The sequence below is a fragment of the Polynucleobacter sp. AP-Nickl1-40-C4 genome (genome assembly GCF_035012665.1).
Classification (GTDB): domain Bacteria; phylum Pseudomonadota; class Gammaproteobacteria; order Burkholderiales; family Burkholderiaceae; genus Polynucleobacter.
In genome coordinates, this window is sequence record NZ_JAYGQR010000009.1 from 64,551 (window position 1) to 77,105 (window position 12,555).

Sequence of the window (12,555 nt, forward strand, 5' to 3'; positions counted from 1 at the left end):
CCCTTGAATGGGCTAATTTGGTGCATGCGCCCTGATATAAAGCAATTTTATCATTATAAACAAAGACTTAAGCATAGAGTGAAGACTTGGTTAATTGAGGGTTCTTTGTTAAACTGATCCGATGTCATTGAAAAAAGCACTTCTTTTAAAACTGCTGGGCCTAGGTTTAGGCGCCATCATCTCTGTATCTGCCTATGCGGTTGATACGGCGGTAGAGGCATCTGCGGATGCTGTAGTTCCCAAAGAAAGCATGTTCCAAGCAGGGCGCTCCTACATTGCCCGAGTATCGGACCGCTTGGCCGATACCGTGACTGGCAAGTCAGACGAATTAATTAACCGCGCTATGGAAGTCATTGGCGTGCGCTATCGCTGGGATACAGAATTACCGCAGTCTGGATTAGATGGCAGTAGCTTTGTTGGCTACGTCTTCAAAGATAAGTTGGGATTCTTATTGCCACGCAAGTCAACGCAAATGAGTCGTGTTGGTAAGCCGATTAGCCGTGAAGAATTGCAGCCAGGAGATCTTGTATTTTTTAATACGATGCGCCTCACTTTTTCTCACGTCGGAATTTATGTGGGCGATAACAAATTCATTCACTCACCTTCCAAAGGCACCAATGTTCGAGTGGATGATCTCGGTAGCCTCTATTGGGATAAACGTTTTGACGGGGCACGTCGTTTAGACGGTAGCGACAATCTCGATGACTCTGAGCGTCAAGAGCTTCTTAACGAAGTCAAAAATCTTAAGCGTAATTCACGCAGCCTTTAATCAAGCCCTCTGCAGCCTGATGGTTGCTAGCCTTTCAGCTTCTCTTTAATCAAACCCATTTGCTCTTGCGCCGCAGCTTCACCGGCGAGTATGGCGGCATTTCTGGATTTGAAATCACCGCTACCCATTTGCTTTAACTGCGGCTGAATCACGATATCAGCGCTCTTGAGTTCGTACTGATTGATGCTTCTCTGCATGATAGAGATGGTTTGTTGCAAAACACCTAAGGTTCCGCTGGCATCTTGATGAGCCGGCTCGGAAGAAATATTTACTGCAATGACTAAGGTTGCCCCCATCTGTCTTGCATAGCTGACTGGTACTGGTGCCACTAAACCGCCATCGACATATTCTTTGCCGCTGATCACTGCCGGCTGAAATACTCCGGGTACGCTGCAAGATGCGCGAACGGCTAAGCCTGTATTGCCTGTTCTAAATAGAACCCCTTGGCCAGATTGCAATTCAGTAGCAACAATTCCTAAGGGGATGCGCATTTGTTCAATCGATTTGTTTTGCACTTCTCGATTCACCATATTTTGCAGGGCATCACCCTTGATGAGTCCGCCAAATCGGCCAGCAAATGGGAGGCCCCAGTCGGCAATCGTGGCCTCATCTAGATTGAGGGCTAAGCGATTGAGATCATTCCCAGTGGCGCCTGATGCGAGTAGGGTGGCAATCACGCTACCAGCGCTACTACCAACAACAATATCGGGTCTGATGCCTTGGGCTTCTAATGCCTTGATGACGCCCACGTGAGCAAAACCTCGAGCTGCTCCAGCGCCTAGAACTAGGCCAACCACAGGTTTTTTACTCCCAACAAGGCTGCAAGAGCTCAAACCTACGCCCCCAAGGAGGGCGCCCATGCCAATTCCGAGGCCAAGGAGTCGACGGCGCTCCAAGGAATGGATGGCCTGAGGCCTGGATAAAGGGGGTTTTGTGGAATTCTTATGCATATGGCTATTGTATTGAGCCTACCTTATAATGTGCGCAAGGTGAACGAAAAGTACTTCGTTTCAGCGCGGGCATATCCCAAGAAGAATTGATGAGATGGATTGTCCGTAGTAGCTTGAGAACACCAAAACCCATTACTAAATACCTTTTAAAGCCTAGTCAGGATTACTCCTGGTAGCCCGAATTTTATGGACGATCACAATAAGCGCGTCATTGAAACAGCCCTCCTGTGCGCACAGGAACCACTCACCGTTGCTGATTTGTCTCGCTTATTTATAGAAGACATCACTACGGCAGATATCGATGAAGCATTAGTCGAGCTGCAACGCGCTTGGGATGACAAGGGTATGGAATTGGTGCATATCGCAACTGGCTGGCGTTTTCAAAGCCGTCTTTCGATGCGTGAGTACCTTGATCGCCTGACTCCAGAAAAGCCGCCGAAGTATTCACGTGCTGTTATGGAAACTTTAGCCATCATCGCTTACCGCCAACCTGTAACCCGTGGTGAGATCGAGGAAATCCGTGGTGTTGCTGTGAGTAGTAACGTAATGAAGCAATTAGAAGATCGTGGTTGGGTTGAGGTAATTGGTCATAAAGAAACTATTGGTCGCCCAGGCTTGTATGCCACCACCAAACAATTTTTAGATGATCTCAGTCTGACCAATTTACAAAGCTTGCCGATTTTGGAAGATGCGGCGCCAATGGCTGCTGCAGCGCAATTAGGTCAAGCGGTGATGGAGTTTGATCCATCTGCCACTGTTGAGACAGTAGTGATTGATGCGGATGCTCAAGAGGTGAGCGAGATTGACGAAGAGACAACCGAAGCCACTTTAGAAGAAGCCAGCATTGAGGTTTCTGAAGAAGAGGCTAATGAAGTTACCCCTGAGTCTGAAGACAACCCAGACGAAACAAAATAATAATTAATGACAAGCCCTAACGAAAACGATTCATCCCCGGTAGTAAATCCATCGGCAACCCCTTCTAATGCAGATGCTGCACCATCGAACTCGGATGGCCAAAAGTCTGAAGGCGGAGAGCGTGGTGAACGTCGCCCGCGCCGCCAAGGTGCCGGAGGTAGTAAACACCCATTTAATAAGAAGCGCCCATTTAATAAAGATCGGCCACGCCGTGAAGGTACTGATTCCAATGGTCCGCGCGAAGGCGGTAATAATCAAGGCAATAACCAATCTTCTAAATTAGCTCCCAATCCAGCTGAGAGTGAGGCTTTGTTTGCCTCAGTTGTCTCTGGTGAGTTTGACGCTGCTTTAGATGCTCCTGAAGTTGAGGAATTAAAAAATCCTGATAGTGTGAATGAGAATGAGGTATCTCATCAAACTGGTGCAGAGCGTCGCGCGCAGCGTGCACAACGCTCACGCGAAGATGAGGATTCAGATGCGCCAACGGATGAGGAAATGAGTAGTCTGCAGTTTGCGAACGTTGATGATCTCCCACTCAGTTTGCGTGATGAAGTTTGGTCTGACCTCGATGGTTTAGATGATGATGCTGATGATGAAGATACCGTTAAGTTGCACAAGGTATTAGCTGATGTTGGTATGGGATCCCGTCGCGATATGGAAGACTTGATTATTCAAGGGCGCGTATCAGTTAACGGATTACCAGCGCATATTGGTCAGCGTATTGGACCAACAGATCAAGTGCGTATCAATGGCAAACCTGTACATCGCAAGATTCAGACTAAGCCGCCGCGCGTGATCATGTATCACAAGCCGGCAGGTGAGATCGTTAGCCAGTCAGACCCAGAGGGTCGTCCAACCGTATTTGATCGTTTACCTAAACCGCGTCAAGGACGCTGGATCGCGGTAGGTCGATTGGACTTTAATACCGAAGGTCTTTTGTTGTTCACCACTTCTGGTGAGTTAGCAAATCGCTTAATGCATCCCCGTTACGGTGTCGAGCGTGAATACGCCGTGCGCATCTTGGGCGACTTGAGTCAAGAAAATACTTCGCTCTTAAAGAGTGGCATTACGCTCGATGATGGCCAAGCTAAATTCTTGCGCCTAGCGATGGGCGGCGGCGAAGGCGCTAACCGTTGGTATCACGTTGCATTAAGTGAGGGTCGTAATCGCGAAGTGCGTCGTATGTTCGAAGCAGTTGGTCATACAGTCTCTCGCTTGATTAGAACTCGTTACGGCATTTTCTTATTACCTCCACGCCTCCGACGTGGCAAATGGGAAGAGATTGAGGCTGGCGGCATCTATAACTTGATGAAGTCTGCTGGTTTAAAAATGCCACAGCCTCAAGATAAGGGCCGTGGCCCTAACCCTAATAATCGAGATCGTCGTCCAGTTGGAGAAGATTTCCAGCCGGATCCAATGCAAACCTCCGTTTCCTACTGGGGATCCCGTGATGCTCTAACCCTTGCTAGTGGCCATAACGGCCTAACGCATCAGGGTAGAGGTGGAAAACCTGGTGGCGGCAGTGGTTCTGGCGAAGGGCGTGGACCTTTCCGTGGTCGTACTCAAGGTGGCAGACCTGGACAGGGTGGTCAAGGCGGTCGAAGTGGGCAAGGCGGACAGGGTGGTCAAGGTGGTCAGGGCCAAAACCGCAGTAAAGGCAGCAAAGTTCACCACGGGCAGTCTGCTTTTGTGACGGGCAACCCCCAGAGTCCTGGAAATGGGCCTAAACGTAGCGCGCCAAAAGGGCGCAAACCCTTCAATAAAGGACCTAGAAAACCCCGTAATCCCGGCGAAAGCTTCTGATTTGTATCAGTTTTATGCCAAATAGGCTATAATTTTGGTCTTACAGCAGGTTTCTGCTGTATTTAGTAGTTACCGACTGATGTTGCGATCAACGTAAGTCGGCCTGTTCTGAATTTCAAGAATATGGGCTTTGAAGCCCATTTTTTTTTGCCATTTTGGTATGAGGGGATGTCGTGAAGGATCAGCAGGTTATTTCTGCAGAGCTGGAAAACTTGGGTTACACGCTAGTGGAGATAGAGCGTGAAGCCGGAGGATTGCTGCGCGTCACGATTGAAAACCCAGATTACGAACGCTTGATTTCTGTTTTGGATTGCGAGAAGGTGAGCCATCAATTGAGCTACACCTTGCCAGTTGAAAACATTCCTTATGAGCGTTTAGAAATTTCATCTCCAGGATTGGATCGTCCAGTGAAAAGTGCCGCTGATTATGAGCGCTTCGCTGGAATGCAAGTGGATTTGAAATTGCGCGTGGCAGTTGGCGGTCGCAAGAATTTTCGTGGTGAGTTACAAGGTTTGCTGAGTGGTGAATTGAATTCACCGGATGCAAAGTTTGGTTTGGTATTTGAGGGTGCTGATGGTCAGCCTTCTCAATTGGAGTTCTCTTTAGCCGAGGTCGATAAGACTCGGTTGGTCCCTGTTATTGATTTCAAAGGAAGAAAGTCATGAGCCGAGAAGTTCTCATGTTGGCAGACGCGTTAGCGCGTGAAAAGAACGTTGATCAAGCAATTGTGTTCGAGGCGTTGGAGATGGCTTTGGCCTCTGCGACCAAGAAGCGCTACGCTACAGAAGACGTGGATATCCGCGTTTCAATTGATCGTGAAACTGGTGAATACGAAACCTTCCGTCGCTGGTTGGTTGTGCCCAATGAAGCTGGTTTGCAAGAGCCGGACAAAGAGATTCTGCAATTTGAAGCCCAAGAGCAACTCGCCGACATGGAAGTTGGTGACTACATCGAAGAGGAAATTGAATCTTTAGCATTTGGTCGTATCGGCGCACAAGCTGCTAAGCAAGTCATCTTGCAGCGCATTCGTGACGCTGAACGCGAACAGATTTTGAACGACTACCTTGAGCGTGGCGAAAAAGTCATGACCGGTACCGTCAAGCGTGCCGACAAGAATGGCCTGATCATTGAATCCGGTCGTGTTGAAGCCTTGCTGCGTCGTGATCAAATGATCCCAAAAGAGAACTTACGCTCTGGTGATCGTGTTCGCGCCTATATTCTTAAGGTGGATCGCGAAGCACGTGGCCCACAAATCGAACTCTCACGTACTTGCCCAGACTTCTTGATTAAGTTGTTTGAGAACGAAGTTCCAGAAATGGAACAGGGCTTACTGGAGATTAAGGGCGCTGCCCGTGATCCTGGTGTGCGCGCAAAGATTGCTGTGATTACTTATGACAAGCGCATCGATCCAATTGGCACTTGCGTTGGCGTACGTGGTACACGCGTAACTGCTGTCCGTAACGAAGTAGCCGGCGAAGCGGTCGACATCGTATTGTGGTCTGAAGATCCAGCGCAATTTGTGATTGGTGCTTTGGCTCCAGCTCAAGTTTCATCAATCGTGGTTGATGAAGAGCGTCATGCGATGGATGTAGTGGTTGACGAAGAGAATTTGGCAATCGCTATTGGCCGTAGTGGACAGAACGTTCGTTTGGCGAGTGATTTGACTGGTTGGCAGATCAACATCATGACTCCTGAAGAGTCTGCTGAGAAAACTGAAAAAGAAGCTTCTTCTGTACGTCAATTGTTCATGGACAAGTTGGACGTAGACCAAGAAGTGGCTGATATTTTGATTGAAGAAGGTTTCAACACATTAGAAGAAGTGGCCTACGTACCATTGTCTGAAATGTTAGAGATTGATTCATTTGATGAAGATACTGTGAATGAGTTGCGTACCCGCGCTCGTGACTCTTTGTTGACCATGGAGTTGGCAAAGGAAGAGCGTATTGGTGAGGTTTCACAAGATTTACGCTCCCTGGAAGGAATGACTACAGAGCTGATTGCTAAGCTTGCTGACAATCAAGTACATACCCGTGACGACCTTGCTGAATTAGCTGTTGATGAGCTAGTTGAGGCGACACAAATTGACGAAGAAACTGCGAAAACGCTCATCATGAAAGCGCGCGAACATTGGTTTACTTCATGAGAGGAAGTAGTGCATGGCAACAACAGTAAAAGTACTCGCTAAAGAATTAAAACGTACCGCGCCAGACCTCTTGGAGCAGTTGAAGGCGGCCGGTATTGAAAAAGGTTCTGAGGACGATAGCATTACCGAAAAGGACAAAACTGTCCTGCTTGAGCATTTGCAAAAAGAACATGGCAGTGCAGATTCTGGCGCTCGCAAAAAGATTACTTTAATCAAGCGTGAGAGTTCAGAAATTCGTCAAGCGGATTCTGCTGGACGCACTCGCACGGTACAAGTTGAAGTTCGTAAAAAACGTGTGCTCGTTAAGGCCGGTGATAAGGCGCCTGAAGAGACTCCGATTCCAGTGGCTAAAGAAGTTGCTCCAGCAGCACCAGCTAAACCCATAATTTCTGAAGAAGAATTAGAGAAACGCGCAGCTGAAGCAACGCGCCAGGCTGAGTTATTGGCGCGTCAAGAAGCAGAAATGAAGGCCGCCGAAGAAGCACGTCAAAAAGAAGTTGCGGCTCCAGTAATTGCTAAAGAAGAAGCGCCTGTAGATGCAGCGCCGGCTGCTGCCGCAGCGGCAGCAGAGAAAAAGGCAGCAACAGATAAAGCCGCTAAAGATTTAGCGGCTAGCAAAGAAAAAGAATTAGCAGATATTCGTGTTCGTCGTGCTGCTGCTGAAGCTGAGGCTTTAGCAATCCGCGACATGATGAGCGCTCCTGCACGTGTTCTCAAAGCGCCAAGTGAAATTGCTGCTGAAGAAGCGAAAAAAGGTACTTTGCACAAACCTGCAAAAGTTGAAGGTGCTGATGATAAGAAGAAGGCTGCTGCTAAAGTTGGCGGAAAGACTATTAAATCTTCCGAGACATCATCGACTTGGCAAGAAGAAGGCGCTAAGAAACCTGGTGGCCTAAAGACGCGCGGAGATTCTTCTGGTGGTGTTGGTGGTTGGCGTTCAGGCGGTGGTCGTAAGAAGCAACGTCAAATTGCTGAAGCGAACGTAGATACCAACTTCCAAGTGCCAACAGAAGCTATAGTGCGTGATGTTCATGTACCAGAAACCATTACTGTTGCTGAGTTAGCTCATGCAATGGCGGTGAAGAGTGCAGAAGTGATTAAGCTCTTGATGGGTATGGGCCAAATGGTCACCATCAATCAAGTGCTTGACCAAGATACCGCAATGATTCTTGTTGAAGAAATGGGTCACAAAGCCTTTGCTGCAAAATTGGATGATCCAGATTTAGATCTCGGTACAGATGGTCATGATGCGGAGTTGTTGCCGCGTCCTCCAGTTGTAACGGTGATGGGTCACGTTGACCACGGTAAAACTTCCTTGCTCGATAAGATTCGTGCAGCCAAAGTAGCTACTGGTGAGGCCGGCGGCATTACTCAGCATATCGGTGCTTACCATGTGGAAACTCCGCGTGGCATGATTACCTTCTTGGATACCCCGGGTCACGAAGCTTTTACGGCAATGCGTGCTCGTGGTGCTAAGGCGACCGATATTGTGATCTTGGTAGTTGCTGCTGATGACGGTGTGATGCCGCAAACAAAAGAAGCGATTCACCATGCACTTGCAGGCGGCGTTCCAATTGTTGTGGCAATTAACAAGATTGATAAACCAGAAGCCAATTCTGAGCGCGTCAAAACTGAGTTGGTGGCAGAGCAAGTGGTTCCTGAAGAATACGGTGGCGATGTGCCATTTATTCCGGTATCCGCAAAAACTGGTGAGGGCATTGATGCCTTGCTAGAGAACGTGCTCTTGCAAGCTGAAATCTTGGAATTGAAAGCACCTAAAGATGCGCCAGCTCAAGGTTTAGTCATAGAAGCGCGTTTGGATAAAGGTAAGGGCCCTGTAGCAACCATATTGGTTCAATCAGGCACGCTCAAGCGTGGAGATATGTTGTTGGCAGGTTCAACCTACGGACGCGTACGCGCTATGTTGGATGAAAACGGTAAGCCATGTAACGAAGCCGGCCCATCTATCCCAGTTGAGATTCAAGGTTTAGGAGATGTTCCTGCAGCTGGTGAGTCAGTACAAGTGGTTCCTGATGAGCGTAAGGCTCGTGAGATTGCACTTTTCCGTCAAGGTAAGTTCCGTGATGTGAAGTTGGCTAAACAGCAGGCATTCAAACTTGAAACCATGATGGAAAACATGGAAGAAGGCGCCATTGAAGCCAAGTTATTGCCGTTGATCATCAAGGCTGACGTACAAGGTTCTCAAGAAGCTTTGGCACAGTCATTAATGAAGTTATCTACACCCGAGGTGAAGGTGCAAATTGTTCACGCAGGTGTTGGTGGTATTACTGAAACTGACGTGAACTTGGCAGTTGCTTCTAAAGCGGTTATTTTTGGATTCAATTCCCGCGCTGATGCAGCGGCTCGTAAGCTGGCTGAAAACAATGGTGTGGATATTCGTTATCACAACATTATTTATGACGCAGTGGATGAAGTGAAGTTGGCGCTGAGCGGCATGTTGACTCCAGATAAGAAAGAAGAAATCACTGGTCTCGTTGAGATTCGTCAAGTCTTCTTGGTATCTAAGGTTGGCGCTATCGCGGGTTGCTTGGTGGTTGATGGAATCATCAAACGCACATCTAGTGTTCGTCTCTTGCGTGACAACGTCGTTGTTTGGACTGGTGAACTGGACTCTCTCAAGCGCTTCAAAGATGACGCTAAAGAAGTTCGTGCTGGTGTTGAGTGCGGCCTGTCATTAAAAGGCTATAACGACATTAAAGAGGGCGACCAGCTTGAGGTATTTGAAGTTACTGAAGTTGCACGTTCACTCTAAGCAATATGCATAAAACTAGCCCGCATCGTAACCAGCGTCTCGCCGATCAAATTCAGCGAGACCTGGCCGAACTTATTCCTCGTGAATTGCGCAGCCCGAGTTTGGGCTTGATTACTTTACAAAGTATTGAGCTCACACCGGATCTGGCCCATGCCAAAGTGTTCTTTACGGTTTTGGGTGCTGAGCCTGAGCATGCTTTAAAAGCGCTTCAAGAAAAAGCAGGGTATTTGCACTCACTCTTGTTTAAGCGTTTGCATATTCATACTGTTCCTACCTTACATTTTCACTATGACAGCTCAGTAGAGCATGGCATAGAAATGTCTCGATTGATCGATCAAGCCGTTGATAGTGATCGCAGCAGCGACCACAAAGACGAGACTAAATAGTTCATGTCAATACGGATCGACGGCGTAGTGCTGCTAGATAAACCTGCTGGAATGAGTTCACAGGGTGCCGTTACTGCAGTCAAGCGCGCCTTTAATGCTGACAAGGCTGGCCATACTGGTACTTTGGATCCAATGGCGACCGGCTTACTGCCTATCTGCTTAGGCGAAGCAACCAAGTATTCACAAGATTTGCTTGAAGCAGATAAGTCTTATATCGCTCGAGTAAAGTTCGGCTCACGCACTGATACCGGCGATGCTGAAGGTCTCATCATTGAAGAGTTGCCTTTACCTGTTTATGCAAGCACAGTTGAAATCAAATCTGCATTAGATGCTTTACTTCCAAAATTTACGGGGCCGATATCTCAAGTGCCGCCAATGTATTCCGCACTCAAGCGTGATGGCAAACCTTTATATGAATACGCTCGCGCAGGTGTTGAGTTAGAGCGCACTCCACGAGATATCACCATTCACGTCATTCGCTGGACTGACATTGCTTGGCCCGAAGCTACGTTAGAAGTCAGCTGTAGCAAAGGAACTTATATTCGTGTTCTGGCAGAAGATATTGGTAATGCCCTAGGATGTGGCGCCCATTTAGTTGGCTTGCGTCGTACCGAAGTAGGGCATCTCAATCTTGAGCAGTCCTTTACGATTGAAGCGATACAAAGCGGCCTGCAAAATAGTGCTGACTACATATTGCCTGTTGATGCCTTGCTACAAACATTGCCACACTTAACAGTGGATGAGCAACAAGCGAAACGTCTTGAAATGGGGCAGCGTGTTCCGCTGAACTTACCTTCCATTGAAGCATTGGTACGTATTTATCGTGCGACTGCTGCTCCTCATAACTTTATTGGTACTGCTGATTGGCGTTCTGGTGTTTTGCATCCAAAGCGCTTAATTTCGCAGGCTCATTAATTAATCATTATTTATAACCCTTTTACTTATCTTTAACTCAAGAAGCTTCACATGACTAAACGCGCACTTCGTAACATCGCCATCATCGCCCACGTTGACCACGGAAAAACTACCTTGGTTGACCAACTCTTGCGCCAATCTGGCACATTCCGCTCAAATGAAAAAATGACTGAACGCGTCATGGACTCAAACGACTTGGAAAAAGAGCGTGGCATTACTATTTTGTCCAAGAACTGTGCAGTGGAGTATGACGGTACACATATTAATATCGTTGATACACCAGGACACGCGGACTTCGGTGGTGAAGTAGAGCGCGTACTCTCGATGGTTGACGGTGTATTGCTCTTGGTTGATGCGGTTGAAGGTCCAATGCCACAGACCCGCTTCGTTACCAAGAAAGCCTTGGCATTAGGTTTGAAGCCAATCGTTGTGATTAATAAGGTTGACCGTCCAGGCGCACGTTGCGACTACGTGATCAACGCAACTTTTGAATTGTTTGACAAACTAGGCGCCACTGAAGAGCAGTTAGATTTCCCGGTGATCTATGCATCAGGCTTGAATGGTTATGCAGGAGAGTCAGAAGATGTGCGTGAAGGTACTATGCGCCCCTTGTTTGATGCTGTTCTGAAGCACGTTCCTGTGCGTGATGACGACGCAGAAGGCCCCTTGCAATTCCAGATTTCTTCAATTGACTACAACAGCTATGTTGGCAAGATCGGTGTTGGCCGTATTAGCCGGGGCCGCGTGAAGTCAGGCATGGAAGTGGTCTGCATGAATGGTCCTGATGGCACGCCATTCAAAGGCCGTATCAACCAAGTATTAAAATTTAAAGGTCTCGAGCGAGAAATCGTTGACGAGGCGGTTGCTGGTGATATCGCCCTCATCAATGGTATTGAAGATTTGGCCATTGGTACAACAGTATGTGCGGTTGATAAGCCAGATCCATTGCCAATGCTCAAGATTGATGAGCCAACCTTGACCATGAACTTTATGGTGAACACTAGTCCATTGGCTGGTCGTGAAGGCAAGTTTGTAACTAGCCGTCAAATTCGTGAACGTTTAGACCGCGAATTGAAGGCCAATATGGCTCTGCGCGTAAAAGAGACTGATGATGACACCGTATTTGAGGTATCAGGTCGCGGCGAGTTGCATCTCACTATCTTGGTAGAGACCATGCGTCGTGAAGGCTATGAGATGGCCGTTTCCCGTCCACGCGTTGTCTTTCATGAAGAGAATGGCGTCAAAATGGAGCCGTATGAGAACTTAACGGTTGACGTAGAAGATGCCACTCAAGGTTCTGTGATGGAAGACTTGGGTAAGCGTAAGGGTGAGTTGCAAGATATGGTGAGTGACGGCAAAGGCCGCACCCGTCTTGAGTACCGCATTCCTGCACGTGGTCTGATCGGCTTCCAGGGTGACTTCATGACCATGACTCGCGGTAATGGTTTGATGAGTCACACATTTGATTCTTATGCTCCAGCGAAAGATGGCATTTTGGGTGAACGCCATAATGGCGTATTGATCAGTCAAGATGATGGCGAAGCAGTTGCCTATGCTATTTGGAAGTTACAAGATCGTGGTCGTATGTTTGTTAGCCATGGTGATCCTGTATATGAGGGAATGGTTATTGGTATCCATAGTCGTGACAATGACTTGGTTGTTAACCCAATCAAGGGTAAGCAATTAACCAACGTTCGCTCTTCAGGTACTGACGAAGCAGTTCGCTTGGTAACACCAATTGATTTGACCTTGGAATATGCGGTTGAATTCATTAGCGATGATGAGTTGGTTGAAGTAACGCCGAAAAGCGTACGTATCCGTAAGCGTCACCTGAAAGAGCACGATCGTAAGAAAGCATCCCGCGAGTAAGCTCTTTCCAGCTACACAATAAAAGTCACCTC

Annotated in this window: 10 protein-coding genes; 9 read left to right on the forward strand and 1 reads right to left on the reverse strand. The window is 47.8% G+C overall.

Features of this window, described 5'->3' with window-relative positions; all coding sequences use genetic code 11:
• Positions 1 to 121: 121 nt before the first annotated feature.
• Positions 122 to 769, forward strand: coding sequence for a C40 family peptidase (locus VC182_RS10295; RefSeq protein ID WP_216243851.1), 648 nt, complete (start codon positions 122 to 124; stop codon positions 767 to 769).
• 26 nt (positions 770 to 795) lie between these two features.
• Here the strand turns inward: VC182_RS10295 and VC182_RS10300 are convergent, their stop codons facing one another.
• Positions 796 to 1,719 (reverse strand): patatin-like phospholipase family protein, encoded by a 924-nt coding sequence (locus tag VC182_RS10300; RefSeq protein ID WP_143143913.1) that lies wholly within the window; start codon positions 1,717 to 1,719, stop codon positions 796 to 798.
• A 186-nt stretch (positions 1,720 to 1,905) separates the two neighbouring features.
• On the opposite strand from VC182_RS10300, the gene scpB reads away from it, so the two are divergent.
• From scpB to typA, 8 genes are all read left to right on the forward strand, one after another.
• Positions 1,906 to 2,634: an SMC-Scp complex subunit ScpB gene (gene scpB, locus VC182_RS10305; RefSeq protein ID WP_072583481.1), complete on the forward strand. Its 729-nt coding sequence runs from the start codon at positions 1,906 to 1,908 to the stop codon at positions 2,632 to 2,634.
• A 6-nt stretch (positions 2,635 to 2,640) separates the two neighbouring features.
• Entirely contained in the window at positions 2,641 to 4,437 is a 1,797-nt protein-coding gene (locus VC182_RS10310) for a pseudouridine synthase (RefSeq protein ID WP_216121426.1), read from the forward strand.
• A gap of 173 nt (positions 4,438 to 4,610) precedes the next feature.
• Positions 4,611 to 5,102, forward strand: coding sequence for a ribosome maturation factor RimP (gene rimP / locus VC182_RS10315; RefSeq protein ID WP_072583483.1), 492 nt, complete (start codon positions 4,611 to 4,613; stop codon positions 5,100 to 5,102).
• Positions 5,099 to 6,580, forward strand: a complete 1,482-nt coding sequence (gene nusA, locus VC182_RS10320) for a transcription termination factor NusA (protein ID WP_072583484.1) — start codon at positions 5,099 to 5,101, stop codon at positions 6,578 to 6,580. The genes rimP and nusA overlap by 4 nt, the downstream gene beginning before the upstream one ends.
• 13 nt (positions 6,581 to 6,593) lie before the next feature.
• A complete protein-coding gene (gene infB, locus VC182_RS10325; protein ID WP_072583485.1) occupies positions 6,594 to 9,353 on the forward strand; it encodes a translation initiation factor IF-2 in 2,760 nt (919 codons plus the stop codon).
• Between the two features lie 5 nt (positions 9,354 to 9,358).
• The gene (gene rbfA / locus VC182_RS10330; protein WP_072583486.1) at positions 9,359 to 9,739 is read left to right on the forward strand and encodes a 30S ribosome-binding factor RbfA; all 381 of its coding nucleotides are present in this window, start codon (positions 9,359 to 9,361) and stop codon (positions 9,737 to 9,739) included.
• Between the two features lie 3 nt (positions 9,740 to 9,742).
• Entirely contained in the window at positions 9,743 to 10,654 is a 912-nt protein-coding gene (gene truB / locus VC182_RS10335) for a tRNA pseudouridine(55) synthase TruB (RefSeq protein ID WP_216243848.1), read from the forward strand.
• Positions 10,655 to 10,705: 51 nt separating this feature from the next.
• Complete coding sequence (typA, locus tag VC182_RS10340; protein WP_072583488.1) at positions 10,706 to 12,523, forward strand: translational GTPase TypA; 1,818 nt, start codon at positions 10,706 to 10,708, stop codon at positions 12,521 to 12,523.
• Positions 12,524 to 12,555: the final 32 nt, after the last annotated feature.

Excerpts from the sequence above, each read along its gene's own strand:
- infB (WP_072583485.1), top strand. The coding sequence starts at position 6,594 with ATGGCAACAACAGTAAAAGTACTCGCTAAAGAATTAAAACGTACCGCG.
- scpB (WP_072583481.1), top strand. The coding sequence starts at position 1,906 with ATGGACGATCACAATAAGCGCGTCATTGAAACAGCCCTCCTGTGCGCA.
- rbfA (WP_072583486.1), top strand. The coding sequence starts at position 9,359 with ATGCATAAAACTAGCCCGCATCGTAACCAGCGTCTCGCCGATCAAATT.
- VC182_RS10295 (WP_216243851.1), top strand. The coding sequence starts at position 122 with ATGTCATTGAAAAAAGCACTTCTTTTAAAACTGCTGGGCCTAGGTTTA.
- VC182_RS10300 (WP_143143913.1), bottom strand. The coding sequence starts at position 1,719 with ATGCATAAGAATTCCACAAAACCCCCTTTATCCAGGCCTCAGGCCATC.
- truB (WP_216243848.1), top strand. The coding sequence starts at position 9,743 with ATGTCAATACGGATCGACGGCGTAGTGCTGCTAGATAAACCTGCTGGA.
- typA (WP_072583488.1), top strand. The coding sequence starts at position 10,706 with ATGACTAAACGCGCACTTCGTAACATCGCCATCATCGCCCACGTTGAC.
- nusA (WP_072583484.1), top strand. The coding sequence starts at position 5,099 with ATGAGCCGAGAAGTTCTCATGTTGGCAGACGCGTTAGCGCGTGAAAAG.
- VC182_RS10310 (WP_216121426.1), top strand. The coding sequence starts at position 2,641 with ATGACAAGCCCTAACGAAAACGATTCATCCCCGGTAGTAAATCCATCG.